Source organism: Streptomyces sp. SX-6, from assembly GCF_059089585.1.
The window spans coordinates 43262-65381 of sequence record NZ_JBTHHU010000035.1 but is presented as its reverse complement, the minus strand read 5'-3'; the positions used below and the strand labels follow the sequence as shown (position 1 = coordinate 65381).

16 protein-coding genes are annotated in these 22120 nt (G+C 71.7%); 9 read left to right on the top strand and 7 right to left on the bottom strand.

Annotated elements, in window-relative coordinates; all coding sequences use genetic code 11:
* Positions 1 to 229: 229 nt before the first annotated feature.
* The 3 genes from ACV530_RS30525 to speB all read right to left on the bottom strand — a co-directional run bounded on the left by ACV530_RS30525 (position 230) and on the right by speB (position 7385).
* A complete protein-coding gene (locus ACV530_RS30525) occupies positions 230 to 3970 on the bottom strand; it encodes an ABC transporter ATP-binding protein (protein WP_494335890.1) in 3741 nt (1246 codons plus the stop codon).
* A 167-nt stretch (positions 3971 to 4137) separates the two neighbouring features.
* A complete protein-coding gene (gene kdpB / locus ACV530_RS30520; RefSeq protein WP_494335889.1) occupies positions 4138 to 6288 on the bottom strand; it encodes a potassium-transporting ATPase subunit KdpB in 2151 nt (716 codons plus the stop codon).
* A gap of 137 nt (positions 6289 to 6425) precedes the next feature.
* On the bottom strand, positions 6426 to 7385 hold the full coding sequence (speB, locus tag ACV530_RS30515; RefSeq protein WP_494335888.1) for an agmatinase: 960 nt from the start codon (positions 7383 to 7385) through the stop codon (positions 6426 to 6428).
* A 151-nt stretch (positions 7386 to 7536) separates the two neighbouring features.
* Here speB and ACV530_RS30510 point away from each other — a divergent pair, with 151 nt between their 5' ends.
* Positions 7537 to 8328: a phosphatase gene (locus ACV530_RS30510; protein WP_494335908.1), complete on the top strand. Its 792-nt coding sequence runs from the start codon at positions 7537 to 7539 to the stop codon at positions 8326 to 8328.
* A gap of 60 nt (positions 8329 to 8388) precedes the next feature.
* Here the strand turns inward: ACV530_RS30510 and tesB are convergent, their stop codons facing one another.
* From tesB to ACV530_RS30495, 3 genes are all read right to left on the bottom strand, one after another.
* Complete coding sequence (gene tesB, locus ACV530_RS30505) at positions 8389 to 9270, bottom strand: acyl-CoA thioesterase II (RefSeq protein WP_494335887.1); 882 nt, start codon at positions 9268 to 9270, stop codon at positions 8389 to 8391.
* A gap of 14 nt (positions 9271 to 9284) precedes the next feature.
* Positions 9285 to 10442, bottom strand: a complete 1158-nt coding sequence (locus tag ACV530_RS30500) for an acyl-CoA dehydrogenase family protein (protein WP_494335886.1) — start codon at positions 10440 to 10442, stop codon at positions 9285 to 9287.
* A gap of 119 nt (positions 10443 to 10561) precedes the next feature.
* Positions 10562 to 11170 (bottom strand): SACE_7040 family transcriptional regulator, encoded by a 609-nt coding sequence (locus ACV530_RS30495; protein WP_494335907.1) that lies wholly within the window; start codon positions 11168 to 11170, stop codon positions 10562 to 10564.
* Between the two features lie 120 nt (positions 11171 to 11290).
* On the opposite strand from ACV530_RS30495, the gene ACV530_RS30490 reads away from it, so the two are divergent.
* The 7 genes from ACV530_RS30490 (at position 11291) to glmS (ending at position 20276) form a co-directional block, all read left to right on the top strand.
* The gene (locus ACV530_RS30490) at positions 11291 to 12922 is read left to right on the top strand and encodes a carboxyl transferase domain-containing protein (RefSeq protein ID WP_494335885.1); all 1632 of its coding nucleotides are present in this window, start codon (positions 11291 to 11293) and stop codon (positions 12920 to 12922) included.
* Positions 12923 to 12937: 15 nt separating this feature from the next.
* Entirely contained in the window at positions 12938 to 14989 is a 2052-nt protein-coding gene (locus tag ACV530_RS30485; protein WP_494335884.1) for an acetyl/propionyl/methylcrotonyl-CoA carboxylase subunit alpha, read from the top strand.
* A 5-nt stretch (positions 14990 to 14994) separates the two neighbouring features.
* Positions 14995 to 15939: a hydroxymethylglutaryl-CoA lyase gene (locus tag ACV530_RS30480; RefSeq protein ID WP_494335906.1), complete on the top strand. Its 945-nt coding sequence runs from the start codon at positions 14995 to 14997 to the stop codon at positions 15937 to 15939.
* A gap of 9 nt (positions 15940 to 15948) precedes the next feature.
* Positions 15949 to 17109 carry an acyl-CoA dehydrogenase family protein gene (locus ACV530_RS30475; protein ID WP_494335905.1) on the top strand — a complete coding sequence of 387 codons (1161 nt, stop codon included), beginning with the start codon at positions 15949 to 15951 and terminating at the stop codon, positions 17107 to 17109.
* Between the two features lie 37 nt (positions 17110 to 17146).
* Positions 17147 to 18034, top strand: a complete 888-nt coding sequence (locus ACV530_RS30470) for a DUF4429 domain-containing protein (protein ID WP_494335883.1) — start codon at positions 17147 to 17149, stop codon at positions 18032 to 18034.
* A gap of 87 nt (positions 18035 to 18121) precedes the next feature.
* The gene (locus tag ACV530_RS30465; RefSeq protein WP_494335882.1) at positions 18122 to 18397 is read left to right on the top strand and encodes a hypothetical protein; all 276 of its coding nucleotides are present in this window, start codon (positions 18122 to 18124) and stop codon (positions 18395 to 18397) included.
* Between the two features lie 58 nt (positions 18398 to 18455).
* Positions 18456 to 20276, top strand: coding sequence for a glutamine--fructose-6-phosphate transaminase (isomerizing) (gene glmS / locus ACV530_RS30460; RefSeq protein WP_494335881.1), 1821 nt, complete (start codon positions 18456 to 18458; stop codon positions 20274 to 20276).
* 253 nt (positions 20277 to 20529) lie between these two features.
* On the opposite strand, the gene ACV530_RS30455 is transcribed toward glmS, so the two are convergent.
* Positions 20530 to 21051: a universal stress protein gene (locus ACV530_RS30455; protein ID WP_494335880.1), complete on the bottom strand. Its 522-nt coding sequence runs from the start codon at positions 21049 to 21051 to the stop codon at positions 20530 to 20532.
* Positions 21052 to 21501: 450 nt separating this feature from the next.
* On the opposite strand from ACV530_RS30455, the gene ACV530_RS30450 reads away from it, so the two are divergent.
* A complete protein-coding gene (locus tag ACV530_RS30450; protein ID WP_494335879.1) occupies positions 21502 to 21834 on the top strand; it encodes a hypothetical protein in 333 nt (110 codons plus the stop codon).
* Positions 21835 to 22120: the final 286 nt, after the last annotated feature.

Here is a 22120-nt window from a genome sequence, read left to right as displayed (position 1 = left end):
GCCAGGCGTGGGGTAAGCCTTGCGGAGTGTAAGGAGGAGAGCGAAGAGGGGCCGCCGCCGGTGCAGTTGGGAGGGGGCGCACCGGGCGGCGGCATGCCGTCGGCCGCAGGCGGCGGAGAGGGAGGTCAGCAACGTGATCAGCGACGGAGCCGACACCGCTCTGCGGAGACTCAACCGACAGCACGGCCCTTGGACGGAGCCCGCGCCGGAGCGGTTCCGCGCGCCGGGGTCAGGACGGGCCGGAGGCCGGCTCGAACTCCCCCGTGAACGTCCGCCACAGCCGCGCGTACCGCCCGTCCTGTGCCAGCAGTTGCGCGTGCGTGCCGTCCTCCACCACGCGGCCGTGGTCGAGGACGACCACGCGGTCGGCACGCGCCGCGGTGGTCAGCCGGTGCGCGACGACCAGGGTGGTGCGCTGTCCCGCGAGCCGGTCCGTGGCCTCGTTGACGAGCGCCTCCGTGGCCAGGTCCAGGGCCGCGGTGGCCTCGTCCAGCAGCAGGACGTCCGGGTCGACCAGCTCCGCCCGGGCCAGCGCGATCAACTGCCGCTGTCCGGCGGAGAGATTGCGGCCGCGCTCGGCCACCGGGTGCAGATAGCCGCCGTCGAGCGCGGCGATCATCCCGTGCGCCCCCACCGCCCGCGCCGCGGCCTCGACCTCGGCGTCGGAGGCGTCCGGCCGTCCGTAGGCGATGGCGTCGCGCACGGTGCCGGGGAAGAGGTAGGGCTCCTGCGGGACGACGCCGAGCCGGTGCCGGTAGCCGGCCGGGTCCAGGGCGCGCAGGTCGTGCCCGTCCACCCGGACGGCCCCGGAGGTGGGGTCGTAGAACCGCGCGACCATCTTCACCAGCGTGGACTTGCCCGCACCGGTCTCCCCCACGAAGGCGACGGTCTGCCCGGCCGGGATCGTCAGCCGGACGCCGGAGAGGGCCTCCTGCTTCGCGTCCCCGTAGCGGAAGTGCACGTCGTCGAAGACGACCTCGCCCGTCAACTCGCCCACCGCGCGCGGCTCGTCCGCCGCCGGCGTGGACGTCTGCTCGCGCAGCAGCGCCTGTACGCGGCCCAGCGAGACCGTCGCCTGCTGGTAGCCGTCGAAAACCTGTGACAGCTGCTGCACGGGGGCGAAGAACAGGTCGATGTAGAGCAGGTACGCCACCAGCGCACCCGCCGTCAGCGTCCCGTCGCTCACCCGGCCCGCACCCACGATCAGCACGGCGGCGGACGCGACGGAGGACAGCAGCTGCACGAACGGGAAGTACACGGATATGAGCCACTGCCCGCGCACGCGCGCCTGCCGGTAGCCGTCGCTGCGCTCGGCGAACCGGTCCGCGCCCGCCTCCTCGCGGCGGAACACCTGCACGATGCGCAGACCGGTGACGCTCTCCTGCAGATCGGCGTTGACCAGACCGACCCGCTCGCGGGCGAGTTCATAGGCCTTGACGCTCTGCCGCCGGAAGAAGACCGTGCCGACGACCAGCAGCGGCAGCGTCGCGAAGACGACCAGGGCGAGCTGGACGTCGAGGACCAGCAGGGCGACGAGGATGCCGAAGAAGGTGAACACGGAGACGACGGCGGTGACCAGACCGGTCTGCAGGAACGACGACAGGGCGTCGACGTCCGTCGTCATCCTGGTCATGATCTTGCCGGTCAGCTCGCGCTCGTAGTAGTCGAGTCCGAGCCGCTGGAGCTGGGCGAAGATCTTCACGCGGAGCGTGTAGAGCACGCGTTCGCCCGTACGTCCCGTCACCCGGTTCTCGCCGACCTGCGCGGCCCACTGCGCCGCCACCACCAGCAGGGCCAGCCCGGAGGCCGCCCACACCGCGCCGAGCGCCATGCGCTGCACGCCCTGGTCGATGCCGTGCCGGATGAGGACGGGCAGCAGCAGCCCGGCCACCGCGTCGACCGTCACCAGCGACAGGCCCAGGGCGAGCGGCGCCCCGAAGCCGCGCAGCAACTGCCGCAGCCCGTACGACTCCTCCGCGCGCGCGGCGCGGTGCTCGTCGACGTCCGGGGTGTCGTTCGCGGGCGGCAGCGCGGCCACCTGTGCGAGCAACTCGGGCGAGGCGGAGGTGTCCTCGGCCTCGCCGTCGGTCTCGCGGCGCACCCACAGCGACGGGGTGACCCCGTCGACGACCTTGCGCTTGCGCTGGCGGGGCACCGCGAAGGGCTCGACGAGGCCCGTCGCCGCGGCCTCGCCGCCGAAGCCGGCGGCGAGCGGTGCGGGCGTCCGCTCGCCGAGCTCGTCCGGGTCCGTCAGCAGCCGCCGGTACAGCGCGCAGCGTGCGAACAGTTCCTCCGCCGTGCCGACGTCGGCCAGGCGGCCCTCGTCCAGCACCGCGATCCGGTCGGCCAGCCCCAGCGTGGAGGCGCGGTGCGCGATGAGCAGCGTCGTACGGCCGGCCATGACGCCGCGCAGCGCCTCGTGGATCTCGTGCTCCACGCGGGCGTCGACCGCCGAGGTCGCGTCGTCGAGCAGCAGCAGCCGCGGGTCGGTGAGGATCGCGCGGGCCAGCGCGATGCGCTGGCGCTGGCCGCCGGAGAGGGTGAGGCCCTGTTCGCCGACCTCCGTGTCGTAGCCGTCCGGCAGCGCGGTGATGAAGTCGTCGGCCTGTGCGGCGCGTGCGGCGGTCCGTATCTGTTCGTCGGTCGCCTCCGGCAGGCCGTAGGCGATGTTGGCGCGGATGGTGTCGGAGAAGAGGAAGCTGTCCTCCGGCACCAGCCCGATCGCGGCCCGCAGCGAGGAGTGGGTCAGTTCGCGGACGTCCTGGCCGCCGATCCGTACCGCGCCGGAGGACACGTCGTAGAAGCGCGGCAGCAGCAGCGACAGTGTCGACTTGCCGCTGCCGGACGCGCCGACGACGGCCACCGTCTCGCCGGGTTCGACGCGCAGGGAGAAGCCGTCGAGGACGGGGCGCTCGGGGTCGTAGCCGAAGGAGACGTCGTCGAACTCGACCGAGGCGTCCGCGTCGGCGGGCAGCTCGTGCGCCTCGGGGTGCTCCTCGACGACCGGCTCGGTGTCGATGAGCTCGAGGACGCGCTCCACTCCGGCCCGCGCCTGCTGCCCGACCGTGAGGACCATGGTCAGCATCCGCACGGGGCCGACGAGCTGGGCGAGGTAGGTGGAGAAGGCGACGAAGGTGCCGAGGGTGATCTGTCCCCGGGTAGCCAGCCAGCCGCCGAGCGCCAGCATGGCGACCTGGCCGAGCGCGGGGACGGCCTGGAGCGCGGGCGTGTAACGGGCGTTGAGGCGTACGGTGCGCATCCGGCCCGCGAAGAGTCTGCGGCCGGCCTCGCGGAGCTTGTGGGTCTCCTGCTCCTCCTGCCCGAAGCCCTTGACCACGCGGACGCCCGAGACGGCGCCGTCGACGACCCCGGCCACATCGGCGGCGCGGTGCTGCGCGTACCAGGTGGCGGGGAAGAGCCGGGTGCGGCTGCGGCTCGCGAGGAACCACAGCGCGGGTGCCATCGCGAGGGCGATCACCGTCAGCAGCGGGGAGAGCACCGCCATCACGATCAGCGAGATGAGGAACAGCAGGATGTTGCCGATCGTCATCGGCAACATGAACAGCAGGCTCTGGATCAGCTGGAGGTCGCTGGTGGCCCGGCCGACCACCTGCCCGGTGGAGAGCTCGTCCTGCCGGACGCCGTCGAGCCGGGCTATCGACGCGTACATGTCGGTCCGCATGTCGTGCTGGACGTCGAGCGCGAGACGTCCGCCGTAGTAGCGGCGGACGTAGGTGAGCGCGTAGACGACGACCGCGGCGACGATCAGCAGCGTGGCCCAGGGGGCGAGCGGGCGCTCGTGGGAGCCTATGACGTCGTCGATGATCAGCTTGGGTATGAGCGGCACGAGCGCCGTGACGGCCATGCCGAGGAGCGAGGAGCCCAGCGCGAGCAGGACCGTGCGCCGGTAGCGCCAGCAATACCCCACGAGCCGCCTGGCCCACCCCTGACCGGTAGCACCACCTGTCACCGCCACCCGAGACCTCCCGCGCTCTTCCGTACCGACGGAAGGCCCCAACGCTCCGGGCTGCGGATTTCATCCCGTGGCAACACGGCGCAATGAGCGGCGACACGGCGCATCGATCCGGCGTACGCCCCTTGACGCCTCGACGCCCCTTGATCGGCGTACGCCCCCGCTCACATGCCCGGCACGTACTGGATCAGCAGGTCGATGAGCTTGATGCCGAGGAACGGCGCGACGAGCCCGCCCAGCCCGAAGATCCTCAGGTTGCGGCCGAGCAGCGCGTGGGCGGAGGAGGGGACGTAGCGCACGCCGCGCAGGGCGAGCGGGATGAGGGCGATGATGATCAGGGCATTGAAGATGATCGCCGAGGCGATGGCCGAGGTCGAGCTGTGCAGGCCCATGATGTTGAGCTTCTCCAGCCCCTGGTAGCCGGCCACGCCGCCGAACATCGCGGGCACGATCGCGAAGTACTTCGCGACGTCGTTGCAGATGGAGAAGGTGGTGAGCGCGCCGCGCGTGATGAGCAGCTGCTTGCCCACCTCGACGATCTCGATGAGCTTGGTCGGGTTGGAGTCGAGGTCGACCATGTTCCCGGCCTCTTTGGCGGCCGCGGTGCCGGTGCCCATCGCCACACCGACGTCCGCCTGGGCGAGGGCCGGGGCGTCGTTGGTGCCGTCGCCGGTCATCGCGACGAGGTTGCCGCCCGCCTGCTCCTCGCGGATGCGGGCGAGCTTGTCCTCGGGGGTGGCCTCGGCCATGAAGTCGTCGACACCGGCCTCGGCGGCGATCGCCTTGGCCGTGAGCGGGTTGTCGCCGGTGATCATGACGGTCTTGATGCCCATGGCCCGCAGTTCGGCGAAGCGCTGGGCGATGCCGGGCTTGACCACGTCCTTGAGGTGGACGGCGCCCAGCACCCGCGGTCCGTCGGCGTCCTCGACGGCGACGAGCAGCGGGGTGCCGCCCTCGGCCGCGATGGAGTCGGCGATCCATCCGGCCTCGGCGGGGATGGTCCCGCCGCGCCGGGCGACCCAGTCGATCACCGCGCGGCTCGCGCCCTTGCGGATGCGGCAGAACTCGTTCTCCCAGGCGAAGTCGACGCCGCTCATCCTGGTCTGGGCGCTGAAGGGCACGAACCGGCCGTGGGCGAGCTCCCCTTGGGGGCGTTCGCGCAGCCCGTACTTCTCCTTCGCGAGGACGACGATGGAGCGGCCCTCGGGCGTCTCGTCGGCCAGCGAGGCGAGCTGGGCCGCGTCGGCCACCAGCTCGGCGGCGACTCCCTTGACCGGTACGAACGCCGCGGCCTGGCGGTTGCCGAGGGTGATGGTGCCGGTCTTGTCGAGCAGCAGCGTGTTGACGTCGCCCGCGGCCTCGACGGCGCGGCCGGACAGGGCGATGACGTTGCGCTGCACGAGCCGGTCCATGCCGGCGATGCCGATCGCGGACAGCAGCGCGCCGATGGTGGTCGGGATGAGGGTGACCAGCAGGGCGACCAGCACGGTGATGGTCTGGCCCGCGCCCGCCCACTGGGCCATGGGCTGGAGGCTCACCACGGCCAGGATGAAGATGACCGTGAGCGAGGCGAGCAGGATGTTCAGCGCCAGCTCGTTGGGCGTCTTCTGCCGGGAGGTCCCCTCGACCAGCGCGATCATGCGGTCGAGGAAGGTGTGGCCGGTGCGGCTGGTGACACGGACGACGATCCGGTCCGAGAGCACCGTCGTACCGCCGGTGACGCCGGAGCGGTCGCCGCCCGCCTCCCGGATCACGGGCGCGGACTCACCGGTGATCGCCGACTCGTCGACGGCCGCGACGCCCTCGATGACCTCGCCGTCACCGGGGATCGTCTCCCCCGCATCGATCACCACGAAGTCCTGTGGCTGCAGGTCGGCCGCCGGGACCCGGCGCTCCTCCCAGTCCTCGGGCCGCATCCCGACCCGCCACGTCTGCAGCCGCCGGGCGACGGTCGTACTGCGGGTGCGCCGCAGCGACTCCGCCTGTGCCTTGCCGCGGCCCTCGGCGACGGCCTCGGCGAGGTTGGCGAAGACGACGGTCAGCCAGAGCCAGCAGCTGATCAGCCAGGCGAAGACGGACGGGTCGAGGACCGCGGAGAGCGTGGTGAGGACGGAGCCGACCTCGACCACGAACATCACCGGGTTCCTGACCATGCCCCGGGGGTGCAGCTTGCGGACCGCGTCCGGGAGGGAGGCGATCAGCATCCGGGGGTCGATCGCACCGCCGGCCACCTTGCGATGGCGGTGCCGGTGGCCCTGGGGGTCCGGCGGCGGAGCCTGTGGGGTGACGTCCTGCTCGGGGGCCAGGTGCAGCATCGCGGGGCCTTCGACGGTGTCGGGGGTGGATGATCACCTCACCCAACCGTGCGGCTCCGCCTCTCCGGATGCTCCCTGACGGGCCCTTGTCGCGGGCCCCTTCCGGTCTTACGCGCTCTTTACGCGGCGCGCTTTGATCAGCTCCGTGCGTCCGCGATCTGCCGGGACATGATCGTCGTCAGCTCGTACGCCGTGTGGGAGGCCGCAACCGCCGTGATCTCCGCGTGGTCGTACGCCGGGGCCACCTCGACCAGGTCGGCGGAGACCAGGTTGCAGCCCGCCAGCCCGCGGATGATCTCCAGCAGCTCGCGGGAGGTGAGGCCGCCCGCCTCCGGCGTGCCGGTGCCGGGGGCATGGGCCGGGTCCAGCACGTCGATGTCGATCGAGATGTACAGCGGCCGGTCGCCGATCCGCTGGCGCAGCTGGTCCGCCACCTCGTCCACGCCGCGGCGCATGACGTCCGCCGACGTGACGATGCCGAAGCCCATCTTCGCGTCGTCGTCCAGGTCCTGCTTGCCGTAGAGCGGTCCGCGCGTGCCGACGTGCGAGAGGGCGGAGGTGTCGAGGATGCCCTCCTCGACGGCCCGCCGGAAGGGCGTGCCGTGGGTGTACTCGGCGCCGAAGTAGGTGTCCCAGGTGTCCAGGTGCGCGTCGAAGTGCAGCAGGGCGACCGGGCCGTGCTTCTTGGCGACGGAGCGCAGCAGCGGCAGGGCGATGGTGTGGTCACCGCCGAGCGTCATCAGCCGGGCGCCGGTGCTCAGCAGGTCGTCCGCCGCGGCCTCGACGGCCTCCACGGCCTCGTCGATGTTGAACGGGTTCGCCGCGATGTCGCCCGCGTCCGCGACCTGGGCGAGCGCGAAGGGCGAGGCGTCCTGGGCCGGGTTGTACGGGCGCAGCAGCCGGGACGCCTCGCGGATCGCGTTGCCGCCGAAGCGGGCGCCCGGGCGGTAGGAGACACCGGTGTCGAAGGGCACGCCGACGACGGCGATGTCGGCCGTGCCGACCTCGTCCAGGCGCGGCAGGCGGGCGAAGGTGGCCGGTCCGGCGTAGCGCGGGATGCGGGACGAGTCGACGGGGCCTTGCGGTGCGCTGGTCATGCGGGGGCTCTTCTCCGGTGGCTGCGGTGGACGTAACCGAGGGTAGGGAGAGCGGGCCGGGCCGCACATATACGGAATTGAGGGGTGCGGCTTTCTCTTATGGACACCACGTCCATCGCGCACGCGAGCGGGGAAGAATGGCCTCATGCCGATGCCGCCGCTGCCCGTGCCCACCCGTGCCGAACTGATCGGCCACCTCGTCCGTACGTACATCGCGGGTGTCGTCGCGACACCCCGGGCCAACAGCCTGGACCACTACCGCAAGCTCGCGCACGGCGACCGGCAGTACTGGCTGGGCGTGGAGCTGGGCGACCGGTGGGCCGACGAGCAGGACGTCCTGGCCGTCATGGCGGAGAGGTGCGGGGTCAGCGACGATCCCGCACTGCGGTCGGGCCAGGACACGATCGACCCCGAGCTGACGGTGGCCGCCCTCGAGCGCATGGCCGCCTTCCTGCGCAAGGCGGCCGAGACCCGGCAGCGCGTGCTGTTCGCCACCGGGCACCCCGGCGGCCTGCTGGACGTGCACCGCATGACGGCCGGCGCGCTGCGGGCCGCGGGGTGCGAGATCGTCTCCGTCCCGAGCGGGCTGCGGGCGGACGACGGCTGCGTGTACCAGGTCGCGGACGTCGCCGTGTACGAGCGCGGCGCGTCCCTGTGCCACACGCACTCCCCCGCGCCGATGGCGGCCGTCCTCGACGGCCTGCGGTGGGAGGGCCGCCCGCTGCCGGACCTCGTCGTCGCCGACCACGGCTGGGCCGGCTGCGCGGCGCAGCGCGGCATCGACACGGTGGGGTACGCGGACTGCAACGACCCCGCGTTGTTCCTGGCGGAGGCGGAGGGGACGTTGCAGGTGGCCGTGCCGCTGGACGACCACGTCGCGGATCCGCGCTTCTACGAGCCGATGACGGCGTATCTGCTGGCGGAGGCGGGGTTGCTGGGCTGACGCGGGGGACCCGAAACCGCGCTCCGCGCGGTTGTCCTCAAACGCCGGACGGGCTGGTTTTCACCGCGGCACCCGCACAACACCCTCCTGTATCACCGACACCGCCAACCGCCCGTCCTGCGTGAAGATGCGCCCCTTCGCCAGCCCGCGCCCGCCCTGCGACGTCGAGCTCTCCTGGTCGTACAGCAGCCACTCGTCCGCCCGGAACGGCCGGTGGAACCACATCGCGTGGTCGAGGCTGGCGCCTACGACATCGCCGACGACCCACCCGCCGCGCCCGTGCGCGAGCAGCACGCTGTCGAGGAGCGTCATGTCGGAGACGTACGTGGCGAGGCAGACGTGCAGCAGCGGATCGTCCGCCAGCTTGCCGTCCGTCCGGAACCACACCTGGGACTTCGGCTCGCGGGGCCGCCCCGCACTCGCGAACGGCGGCTCGTCCACGTACCGCAGGTCCACCGCGGCGCGCGCCTCGAGCAGCCGCTCCACCACACCCATCCCGCCGATCCGGTCGGCATGGCGCCGCAGCATCTCCGCGGCGGTCGGGAGCGTGAGCGGATCCGGCGCGGACGGCATCGGCTCCTGGTGCTCGAGGCCCTCCTCGTACGCCTGGAACGACGCGGAGAGATGGAAGATGGGCTGCCCGTGCTGGACGGCCACCACGCGCCGCGTGGTGAACGAACGCCCGTCGCGGATGCGGTCGACGGTGTACACGATGGGCACACCGGGATCGCCGGGCCGCAGGAAGTAGGCGTGCAGGGAATGCGCGTGCCGGTCCTCCGGGACCGTACGCCCCGCGGCGACCAGCGCCTGCGCGGCCACCTGGCCGCCGAAGACCCGCGGGATGAGCGCGTGACGGCTGACGCCGCGGAAGATGTCCTTCTCGATCCGCTCGAGGTCGAGCAGGTCGAGGAGATCGTTCAGGGGAGTGTCGGGTTCGTTCATGGTACGGAAGTTCCTTACAGGCCCATCGACTTGGCGATGATGGAGCGCATGACCTCACTCGTGCCGCCGTAGATGCGGCTGACGCGGGTGTCCGCGTACAGGCGGGCGATCGGGAACTCCATCATGTATCCGTAACCACCGTGCAGCTGAAGGCACTTGTCGATGACGACGGCCGCGCGCTCGGTGGTGAAAAGCTTCGCCGACGCCGCGTCGGCGGCGGTCAGTTCGCCCGCGTCGTGCGCGTCGAGGGCACGGTCGACGACCGCCTGCATGGCGTCGGTCTCGGCCTTGCAGTCGGCGAGCACGAACTTGGTGTTCTGGAACGAGGCGACCGCCTTGCCGAAGACCGTGCGCTCCCGCACGTACGCCGTCGCGAACTCGAGGGCCGCGGCCGACTGCGCGTACGCGGCGACGGCGATGCCCAGCCGCTCCTGCGGCAGGTTCTGCCCGAGGTAGCCGAAGGCCTTGCCCTCCTCGCCGAGAAGGTCGCCGACGGGCACCTTGACGTCGGTGAAGGACAGTTCGGCCGTGTCGGAGGTGTGCAGCCCGAGCTTCTCCAGCTTGCGGCCGACCTCGTAGCCCTCGGAGGCGGTGTCGACGGCGAGGATGGAGATGCCGCCGCGCCGGTCCTCGGGGGTGGCGGGGGCGGTACGGGCGCACACGAGCACCCGGTCGGCCTGGACGCCGCCGGTGATGAAGGTCTTGGCGCCGTTGAGGACGTAGTGCGTGCCATCCTCGGAGAGCCGGGCCGTGGTGCGCATGCCGGCCAGGTCGGAGCCGGTGCCGGGCTCGGTCATGGCGATGGCGGTCATCATGTCGCCCGAGACGAAGGGCGGCAGCCAGCGCCGCTTCTGCTCCTCGGTGGCGTACGCGAGCAGATAGGGCAGGCAGAGCGCGGTGTGCACGCTGCTGCCGCCGAAGCTGACGCCCGCGCGGGCGCACTCCTCGGTGATGACGGCCTGGTACTTGAAGCTGTGCTCGCCCGCGCCGCCGTACTCCTCGGGGACCTCGATGCCGAAGATGCCCAGCTCGCCGAGCTTCTTGTAGAACTCGCGCGGCACGGCGCCCGCTTGGCGCCACTCGTCGTAGTACGGCACGACCTCGGCGGCGATGAAGGCGCGGATGGTCTCCCGGAACGCCTCATGGTCCTCGTTGAACACCGTACGACGCACAACAACCCCCTTGTGTGAGCCCGTTCGCGCCGACGCTAAGCGCTTGCTCAGCGAAAGCTACCCGCCGGTCAATGCAACTGTCCAGGATTGAAGCGTTCACTCACTCCTTCAGGGCGGCCTCACTCCGCCAGGGCCGCCAGGGCCGCCAGCGCGCCATGCGCCAGCCGGCGCAGCAGCGCGGCCGTGGCGTCGCGGCCGGGCAGGGCTCCGGGACGGCCGAGATGCGGGGTGGAGTTGAGGAGCCCGAACACGGCGTGGACGGCGGCACGCGTATCGGCCTCGGAGGCCTGCGGATACAGCTGCCGGACGACCTCGACCCACAGCTCGACGTACTGCCGCTGGAGCGAGCGGACGAGCTTGCGGTCGCTCTCGCGGAGCTGGTTCAGCTCACGGTCGTGGAGCACGATCAGCGCGCGGTCGTCCAGCGCGAAGTCGATGTGCCCGTCGACGAGCGAGCCGAGCACGGCGGCCGGGCCGCCGTCCGTCCCGGCCGCGGCGGCGACGCGCTCGCGGCCGCCCGTGAGCAGGCGTCCGCTGATGCCGACCAGCAGCTCGGCGAGCATCGCGTCCTTGCCCGCGAAGTGGCGGTAGAGACCGGGGCCGCTGATGCCGACGGCCGCACCTATCTCGTCGACCCCGACACCGTGGAAGCCGCGCTCGGCGAAGAGCCGGGCGGCCTCCTGGAGGATCCGCTCACGGCGACTGGGGGCGGGGACGGGGGCAGGCATGGCCGCGCGGGCGCGGCTGACTGGGTCGGTCACGGGACAAAGTGTAGACAGCGACGTTAGCCGCCGTTAACCTGAAGGGGATGTGTTAACGCTCATTAACCGAGCAAGGGGGCTCGTGACATGCAGCAGGCACCAGCGCTGGCCAGTGCCGCGGATCCGGGATCCGAGGCCTGGCGTGCCAACGAGGCCGCGCATCGCGAGCTGGCGGCCCGGCTGCGGGAGAAGCTCGCCACGGCCCGGCTGGGAGGCGGCGAGCGGGCCCGGGCGCGGCACACCGAGCGCGGCAAGCTGCTGCCGCGCGAGAGAGTCGACGCCCTGCTCGACCCGGGCTCCCCGTTCCTCGAGCTGGCCCCCCTGGCGGCCGACGGGATGTACGGAGGGGCCGCCCCCGCCGCAGGCGTCATCGCCGGGATCGGCCGGGTGTCCGGCCGCGAGGCGGTGATCGTCGCCAACGACGCCACGGTCAAGGGCGGCACGTACTACCCGATGACCGTCAAGAAGCACCTGCGCGCCCAGGAGATCGCGCTGGAGAACAGGCTCCCGTGCCTGTATCTCGTGGACTCCGGCGGCGCCTTCCTGCCGATGCAGGACGAGGTCTTCCCCGACCGCGAGCACTTCGGCCGCATCTTCTACAACCAGGCCCGCATGTCGGGCGCGGGCATCCCGCAGATCGCCGCGGTCCTCGGCTCCTGCACCGCGGGCGGCGCCTATGTCCCGGCGATGAGCGACGAGGCGGTCATCGTGCGCGGCCAGGGCACGATCTTCCTGGGCGGGCCGCCCCTGGTGAAGGCCGCGACGGGCGAGGTCGTCACGGCCGAGGAACTGGGCGGCGGCGAGGTCCACTCCAAGGTCTCGGGCGTCACCGACCACCTCGCGGAGGACGACGCACACGCCCTGCGCATCGTGCGCACCATCGTCTCGACGCTCGGCGCGCGCGGCCCGCTGCCGTGGTCGGTGGAGCCCGCGGAGGAGCCCAAGGCCGACCCCGCCGGGCTCTACGGCGCGGTCCCCGTCGACTCCCGCACGCCCTACGACGTCCGCGAGGTCATCGCCCGCGTGGTCGACGGCTCCCGGTTCGCCGAGTTCAAGGCCGAGTTCGGGCAGACGCTGGTCACCGGCTTCGCCCGGATCCACGGCCACCCGGTCGGCATCGTCGCCAACAACGGCATCCTCTTCTCCGAATCCGCCCAGAAGGGCGCGCACTTCATCGAGCTGTGCGACCAGCGCGGCATACCTCTCGTCTTCCTGCAGAACATCTCGGGCTTCATGGTCGGCCGGCAGTACGAGGCGGGCGGCATCGCCAAGCACGGCGCGAAGATGGTGACGGCCGTGGCCTGCGCCCGCGTGCCCAAGCTGACGGTCGTCATCGGCGGTTCGTACGGCGCGGGCAACTACTCGATGTGCGGCCGCGCCTATTCGCCGCGCTTCCTGTGGATGTGGCCCAACGCCAAGATCTCGGTGATGGGCGGCGAGCAGGCGGCCTCCGTGCTCGCGACCGTCAAGCGCGACCAGTTGGAGGCGCGCGGCGAGTCCTGGAGCACCGAGGAGGAGGAAGCCTTCCGCTCCCCCATCCGCGAGCAGTACGAGACCCAGGGCAGCGCCTACTACGCGACGGCGCGGCTGTGGGACGACGGCATCATCGACCCGCTGGAGACCCGCCAGGTGCTGGGCCTCGCCCTCACCGCCTGCGCCAACGCTCCCCTGCCCCAACGCGACCCGGCCGGGCCCGGCTTCGGCGTCTTCCGGATGTGAGAGGACATGTCAGCGATGTTCGAGAGCGTCCTGGTCGCCAACCGCGGCGAGATCGCGGTCCGGGTCATCCGCACCCTGCACCGCATGGGCATCCGGTCCGTCGCCGTCTTCAGTGACGCCGACGCCGATGCCCGGCATGTGCGCGAGGCCGACACCGCCGTGCGGATCGGCCCGGCGGCCGCGGCGGAGAGCTACCTCTCCGTCGAGCGACTGCTCGAGGCCGCCGCGCGCTCGGGCGCGCAGGCCGTCCACCCCGGCTATGGCTTCCTCGCGGAGAACGCCGCCTTCGCCCGCGCCTGCGCGGACGCCGGGCTCGTCTTCATCGGGCCGCCCGCCGGGGCGATAGAGCTGATGGGCGACAAGATCCGCGCCAAGGAGACGGTGCGGGCGGCAGGGGTGCCGGTCGTCCCGGGCTCGTCCGGCAGCGGCCTGTCCGACGCCGAACTCGCCGCGGCGGCACGGGAGATCGGCATGCCCGTGCTGCTCAAGCCCTCGGCGGGCGGCGGCGGCAAGGGCATGCGGCTCGTGCGCGAGGAGGCCCGGCTCGGCGAGGAGATCGCCGCCGCCCGGCGCGAGGCCCGCGGTTCGTTCGGTGACGACACCCTGCTCGTCGAGCGCTGGATCGACCGCCCCCGCCACATCGAGATCCAGGTCCTGGCGGATGGCCACGGCCATGTCATCCACCTCGGCGAGCGCGAGTGCTCCCTCCAGCGCCGCCACCAGAAGATCATCGAGGAGGCCCCGAGCGTCCTGCTCGACGAGCCGACCCGCGCCGCGATGGGTGAGGCCGCCGTCCAGGCCGCCCGCTCCTGCGGCTACACCGGTGCGGGCACGGTGGAGTTCATCGTCCCGGGCGACAACCCGGCCTCGTACTTCTTCATGGAGATGAACACCCGCCTCCAGGTCGAGCACCCGGTCACCGAGCTGATCACCGGCCTGGACCTGGTGGAGTGGCAGATCAGGACCGCCGCCGGCGAGCGGCTGGCCCTGAGCCAGGAGGAGGTCGTCCTCGACGGCCACGCCGTCGAGGCCCGCATCTGCGCGGAGGTCCCCGCCCGGGGCTTCCTGCCCTCGGCGGGCACGGTGCGGGCGCTGCGCGAGCCGCGGGGCGAGGGCGTCCGCGTCGACTCCGGCCTCTCGGTGGGCACGGAGGTCGGCACGGCGTACGACCCGATGCTGGCCAAAGTCATCGCCCACGGCCCGGACCGGGCCACGGCCCTGCGCCGGCTGCGGGGCGCGCTGGCGCGGACGTCCGTGCTGGGTGTGGAGACCAACACGGGTTTCCTGCGGCGTCTGTTGGCCCACCCGGACGTGGCATCGGGCAGCCTCGACACGGGCCTCGTCGACCGCGACGGGGAATCCCTCGCGGGCCGACCGGTCCCGGAGGAGATCTACGTGGCGGCAGCGCTGCTCCGCCAGGCGGCCCTGGAACCGGACGCCTCCGACGGCTGGACGGACCCGTTCTCGGTCCCGAACGGCTGGCGCCTGGGCGCCGAGGCGGCCTGGACGCCGCACCACCTGCGGGTGGCGGGCCACGACCCGGTGGCCGTACAGGTCCGCGGTAGCGCGTCGGACGCGGAGGTGGTCGGTTGGTGGGCAGACGTTCCGCAGGGCGGAACGGGTGGGCACCAACCGACCACCGGGCCGCACCCGGTCGTCAGCCTCGGGTCCCTGACTGCGGACACCGCCACCGTCACCTGGTGCGGGATCACGCATCACTTCACCCACACCCCCAGCCCGGACGGGCACTGGCTCGGCCTCGACGGCGACACCTGGCACGTCCAGGACCACGACCCCGTCGCGGCCAAGACCAACACAAGCGCCGCGCACGCAGGCACCCTCACCGCCCCCATGCCCGGCACCGTCACCATCGTCAAGGCGGGCATCGGCGACACCGTGGCGGCCGGCCAGAGCCTCCTGGTCGTGGAGGCGATGAAGATGGAGCACGTCATCGCCGCCCCCCACGCCGGGACGGTCACCGAGCTCGACGTCACCCCCGGCAGCACCGTCGCCATGGACCAGGTGCTCGCCGTCGTCACCCCCGACACCGAGGAGGAGGCGTCATGATCGAGATGACCGAGGGACTGCCGATGACCGTCCGGGACCCCGGTCTCCCGGAGCGCGTCCGCATCCACGAGGTCGGCCCGCGCGACGGCCTGCAGAACGAGAAGGCCACCGTCCCGACCGAGGTCAAGGCGGAGTTCATCCGCCGCCTCGCCGACGCGGGCCTGGGCACCATCGAGGCGACGAGCTTCGTGCACCCCCGCTGGGTGCCCCAACTCGCCGACGCGGAACAGCTGATGCCGATGCTCGAGGGCCTCGGCCCGGCCACCCGGCTCCCCGTCCTCGTGCCCAACGCCCGCGGCCTCGACCGGGCCCTCGCCCTCGGCGTCCGCGAGATCGCCGTCTTCGGCAGTGCGACCGAGTCGTTCGCCAAGGCCAACCTCAACCGCACCGTCGACGAGTCCCTCGAGATGTTCGCCCCGGTCGTGAACCGGGCGAAGGAGGCCGGCGCCCGGGTCCGCGGCTATCTCTCCATGTGCTTCGGCGACCCCTGGGAGGGTGCCGTGCCCGTCGACCAGGTCGTCGAGGTCAGCCGCCGGCTCATGGACCTCGGCTGTGACGAGCTGAGCCTCGGGGACACCATCGGCGTCGCCACCCCGGGCCATGTCTCCGCCCTGCTGACCGCGCTCGGCGCGGCCGGCGTGCCCGTGGAGCGCCTCGCCGTCCACTTCCACGACACCTACGGACAGGCCCTGTCCAACACCCTCACCGCGCTGCGGCACGGTGTGACCACCGTCGACTCCTCCGCGGGCGGCCTCGGCGGCTGCCCGTACGCGAAGAGCGCCACCGGCAACCTCGCCACCGAAGACCTCGTGTGGATGCTGAACGGCCTCGGCATCGCCACCGGGGTCGACCTCGGCCGTCTCACCGCCACCAGCGTGTGGATGGCCGCCCACGTGGGCCGACCCAGCCCGTCCCGCACCGTTCGTGCCCTCTCCCACCAGGAGCGCTGAGCCATGCCCTTGGACCACCGCCTCACCCCCGAGCACGAGGAACTCCGCCGCACCGTCGAGGAGTTCGCGCACGACGTGATCGCCCCCAAGATCGGCGATCTCTACGAGCGCCACGAGTTCCCCTACGAGATCGTGCGCGACATGGGCCGCATGGGCCTGTTCGGGCTACCCTTCCCCGAGGAGTACGGCGGGATGGGCGGCGACTACCTGGCCCTCGGCATCGCGCTCGAGGAGCTGGCCCGCGTCGACTCCTCGGTGGCGATCACCCTGGAGGCGGGCGTCTCCCTCGGCGCGATGCCGGTCTACCGCTTCGGCACCGAGGAGCAGAAGCGCACCTGGCTGCCCAGGCTCTGTGCGGGCGAGGCGCTGGGCGCGTTCGGCCTGACCGAGCCCGACTGCGGCTCGGACGCGGGCGGCACCCGCACCACCGCCCGGCTGGACGAGACCACCGGCGAGTGGGTGATCAACGGCACCAAGTCCTTCATCACCAACTCGGGCACGGACATCACCGCCCTGGTCACGGTCACCGCCGTCACCGGCCGTACGGACACGGGCAAGCCGGTGATCTCCTCGATCATCGTGCCGTCCGGCACCCCCGGCTTCACGGTCGCGCCCGCGTACTCCAAGGTCGGCTGGAACGCCTCGGACACCCACGAGCTGTCCTTCTCCGACGTCCGGGTGCCGGCGGCGAACCTGCTGGGCGAGGAGGGCCGCGGATACGCCCAGTTCCTGCGCATCCTCGACGAGGGCCGGATCGCCATCGCCGCCCTCGCGACGGGCCTCGCCCAGGGCTGCGTCGACGAGTCCCTGACGTACGCGAAGACCCGCAAGGCGTTCGGCAGGCCCATCGGCGACAACCAGGCCATCCAGTTCAAGCTCGCCGACATGGAGCTGCGGGCCCACACCTCCCGGCTCGCCTGGCGCGACGCCGCCTCCCGGCTGGTGCACGGCGAGCCGTTCAAGAAGGAGGCCGCGCTCGCCAAGCTCTACTCGTCGGAGATCGCGGTCACCAACGCCCGCGAGGCCACCCAGATCCACGGCGGCTACGGCTTCATGAACGAATACCCGGTCGCCCGCATGTGGCGGGACGCGAAGATCCTCGAGATCGGCGAGGGCACCAGCGAGGTCCAGCGGATGCTGATCGCCCGCGAGTTGGGGCTCACGGGCTGACTGACCACCGTGCGGGCGGGCTGGGAGAATTGCCCGCATGGTTGAGATCCTGCAGAAGGACGGCACCTGGGCGTTCGAGGGCGATGTCATCCGCATCGTCCCCGGCTCGGACCGTGGAGTGCACACGGCACGGCAGACGCTCGGCGAACTGGCCGTACCACTGACGGCCGTGGCGGGCATCGCCTTCGAGGCCGCCCGCAAGGGCGGCCGGCTGCGCCTGCAACTGCGCGGCGGCGCCGACCCGCTGACCCAGGCCGTCGGCGGCCGGCTGCCCGACGCCGCCGACCCCTACCAGCTGGCCGTCGACGCCTCGGCCACCGGCGTCGCGGACTACCTGGTGGACGAGGTGCGCCAGGCGCTGCTGCTCGAGCAGGTGCCCGCGGGCCCCACGGACCGCTACCTGCTGCCGGGCCCGGCCGTCCCCCTGACCGTGAGCGCCGGCGACGGCACCGCCGTCTTCGACGGCGAGCGCGTCCGGCTGGAGTGGAACTGGAAGACGGACGAGGTCAAGCGGACGTCCGGGCACACCGTCCTCACCCTGGCCGACATCCGCTCCGTGGAGTGGCGGCCCTCCGCGGGCCTGGAGAACGGATTCCTCCGCTTCACCACCGCGGGCGGCCCCAGCAAGATCCCGCCCAAGCGGGACCCGCACGCCGTGGAGCTGTTCGGCTTCAAGAAGGACCCGCTGATGGCCCTGCTCGCCGCCGCCGTCACCGCCCGGCTGCCCCACCCGGCGGCGCCGGAACCGTCCGCGCCCGCCCTGACGTCCCCCACCCCGACGCCCCCCACCCCAAAACTGGAGGACGCCGTCGATCACGACACCCTGCTGCGCCGCCTGCGCGAGCTGGGTGAGCTGCATCACGCGGGGATCCTCACCGACGAGGAGTTCACCGCGGCGAAACAGGCCGTTCTCCGCCGATTCTGACCACTTCCTCCCTAACTTTGACCGCGACCCTGCCCGATTTCGGGCAGGATTCTTGCGAAAGCTTTCGGTACCCCTCAGTATCGACGGGTGCTCGAACGCCGAACGTCCCACGACGACCTGGTTGACCACCTGGTGCGCAGCACGCCGCTCCAGCGCGGCGAGGCCGCCCGGGTGGTGCTGGACGTTTTGGCGTACTTCGACGAGACGACCGAGGAGTTCGTCCGCCGCCGCCACCGTGAGCTCCAGTCCGGCGGGGCGGCCAACGCGGAGATCTTCGAACGGATCGCCGCCGAGCTGCCGCACCGCGCGGTGGCTCCGCCCGAACTCTCGCTGCGGCAGCTGCGCCGCATCGTCTACGGCTGACCGCCGTCCGTCTCCGAGCACCCGTCAACGTTCACCGTTCGCCAAGGGAGGGCCCACCATGTGTGGAATCGTCGGTTACATCGGTAAGCGGGACGTCGCCCCGCTGCTGCTGGAGGGGCTCCAGCGCCTCGAGTACCGCGGCTACGACTCCGCGGGCATCGCCCTGCACTCGAGCGGCAAGGGCGGCGGCCTGAAGACCGCCAAGGCCAAGGGCCGGGTGCGTGAGCTCGAGTCCCGGATCCCCAAGCGCTTCAACGGCACCACCGGCATCGCCCACACCCGCTGGGCCACCCACGGCGCGCCCAACGACGTCAACGCCCACCCGCACGTGGACGCCGCCGAGACGGTCGCCGTCGTCCACAACGGCATCATCGACAACGCGGCCCAGTTGCGCACCCGCCTCACCGCCGAGGGCGTCGTCTTCGTCTCCGACACCGACACCGAGGTCCTCGCCCACCTCGTCGGCCGCTCGCAGGCCGGGACCCTCGAGGAGAAGGTCCGCGAGGCCGTGCGGCACATCGAGGGCACGTACGGCATCGCCGTGCTGCACGCCGACTTCCCGGACCGCATCGTCGTCGCCCGCAACGGCTCGCCGGTCGTCCTGGGCATAGGCGAGAAGGAGATGTTCGTCTCCTCCGACGTCGCCGCCCTGGTCAGCCACACCCGTCAGATCGTCACCCTCGACGACGGCGAGATGGCCACCCTCAAGGCCGACGAGTACCGCACGTACACCACCGAGGGCTCCGCCACCTCGGCCCAGCCCACCACCGTGGAGTGGGAGGCCGAGTCGTACGACATGGGCGGCCACGACACGTACATGCACAAGGAGATCCACGAGCAGGCCGACGCCGTGGACCGCGCGCTGCGCGGCCGCATCGACGACCGCTTCTCCACCGTGCACCTCGGCGGCCTCAACCTCGACGCCCGTGACGCCCGCGCCGTGCGCCGGGTGAAGATCCTGGGCTGCGGCACCTCGTACCACGCGGGCCAGATCGGCGCCCAGATGATCGAGGAGCTCGCCCGGATCCCCGCCGACGCCGAGCCCGCCTCCGAGTTCCGCTACCGCAACCCGGTCGTGGACCCCGACACCCTCTACATCGCGGTGTCCCAGTCCGGTGAGACGTACGACGTCCTCGCCGCCGTCCAGGAGCTCAAGCGCAAGGGCGCCCGCGTCCTGGGCCTGGTGAACGTGGTCGGTTCGGCGATCGCCCGCGAGACCGACGGCGGCATCTACGTGCACGCCGGCCCCGAGGTCTGCGTCGTCTCCACCAAGTGCTTCACCAACATGGTGGTCTCCTTCGGCCTGTTCGCCCTGCACCTGGGCCGCACCCGCGACCTGTCCGTCGCCGACGGCAAGCGGATCATCGAGGGCCTGCGCAAGCTGCCCGCCCAGATCGAGGAGATCCTCGCGAACGAGGCGGAGATCGAGCAGCTGGCCAAGGAGTACGCCGACGCCAAGTCGATGATGTTCATCGGCCGTGTGCGGGGCTACCCGGTGGCGCGCGAGGCCTCGCTGAAGCTCAAGGAGGTCTCGTACATCCACGCCGAGGCCTACCCGGCCTCCGAGCTCAAGCACGGCCCGCTGGCCCTGATCGAGCCCGCGATGCCGACGGTCGCGATCGTGCCGGACGACGACCTGCTGGAGAAGAACCGCGCCGCCCTGGAGGAGATCAAGGCCCGCAGCGGCCGCATCCTCGCGGTCGCGCACCAGGTGCAGGAGAAGGCCGACCACACGATCGTGGTGCCGAAGAACGAGGACGAGCTGGACCCGATCCTGATGGGCATCCCGCTCCAACTGCTCGCCTACTACACGGCGAAGGCCATGGGCCGCGACATCGACAAGCCGCGCAACCTGGCGAAGTCCGTCACGGTCGAGTAGGCCACGGCCGAGCAGGCCGGGCCGACGGCTCTCCCCGCGCGTGCCACCAAACGCGCGGGGAGGCCGCCTCCCCGGTGCCGGCGTCGCCCTCGCGCCGGCGGTGGATGCCGCCGGTCCCGGGAACCGTCACCTCCCGCCCGGCAGCACGCACATGCCGGTGTTCTACCCGTGCGTGAGGCGTTATTCACCCCTACGCATGGGTAAATTGCGAGGGAGCCACTTCCAACCCCCGTGTCACTTCAGTCGCTTGACGTCACGGGATGACAACGACCGGCCGCTGTGCGCGCCTTGCCAGCCGGCCCGCCACCGAGCCGAAGATCCGGCCGACGATGCCGTGCGTGGAGCCCACCACGATGGCGTCGGCCGCGTACTCCCGCCCGACTTCCTCGAGTTCGTGGCAGATGTCCCCGCCGCGCTCGACGAGAATCCAGGGCACCTCGGAGAGATGGTCGGCGCACGCCAGCTCGAGCCCCAGGACCTCGGTGCGATGGTCGGGCACATCGACGAAGACCGGGGGCTCGCAGCCCGCCCACACGGTCGTCGGCAGTCGGTTGGCGACGTGGACGATGATCAGTCCCGAGCCCGAGCGGCGGGCCATGCCGATTGCATACGCAAGCGCCCTTTCACTCGACACGGAACCGTCGAAGCCCACCACGACGCCGTGCTGGAACGCCGGATCGCAGGAATGACGTGTTTCTTCCGCCGCTTCGGGGAGCGCCGCTTGATCGGCGATCCGCTTGCGGTCCGCGGGTTCGGGGAATTCGTGACCGGCCATGGTGTCTCGGCGAGGGAAAGTCCTCTTGCGGAGGGATCGGCGGTGGACGGAGTGCAGTTGTCGCTGGGGCTGGACGGTGCGCGGCGGACGGAGGAGGAAAATCCGTCCGGGATTCATCTTTTCAACGGCTTACCCTCCAGGGTACGGCGCCACTCGCGGCGTGCCCAGGGGGTTCCCGTCGCCGGCCGCCCGCACGCGCCGGGCGCACGCCGCGGCGCACCACGTCGGCACGACGGGTGCGGGCGAGGGGCGGACGCCCGGTCGAAAGGTGCGGCACGCGGTGCCCCCTCAACGGCGGTGACAGCGACGGGTGAGCGTTCACCGGAGCATGCACGAGGGCAGCGCGGAGCGCAATGCCCCGGTCCCACCACCCCTGCCCGCTCCCCGAGTGACCCACACGCGCGACCGCCGTTGTACTACCGCCAGCAGCCGCCACGAGGGAGCCGCTCCGTGCCCGGAACCCGCGATGACGCCCAGCACGACACCGCCGGGCGCGAATCCCCCGATCCGGTGAGCGACGTGGTCCGCTGGGCCGTCTTCAGCTGTGTCCTCGTCCCCGTCGTCCTGCTGATGTGCGGTCAGTCCTTCGGCGGCGCGGCGGGATGCGCGGCCGGCCTGGTGGCCGTCACCTGCGCATGCCGCGCACTGCTGCGGCAGTCGGAGCGCAGCGCGTCCCGTGCGATGACGGATCAGACCGTCCCGCACCGCGGACGACACGGTCGTACGGGTGCGGGTACGCACCGCGGCAACCGTCATCCGGGCGCCGGTACGGCTGTCGACTGAGCTTTCCTACGCATCAGGCCGTACGTTTTCGGCCAACTTCAGGACGCGGTCAATTCCCCGGCCCAGGCCGCTCCCAACAGCCGGGCGACCAGCAAGTAACGGGCTGTACGGGGTGGTTGCATCCCACGGGTATTGGGCAGGGGCGAGAGGCGTACTTTTCAGCGAGCCCTGCAAGTGCAACGCTTCGTGATCGAACGCTTCGCGCCAAGTTGTCATGTCGACATAGAGCCGGGTGGTGAACTGGTCACCGCGACTTCATCCGACCCAGTAGATTCGATCTTGGCCA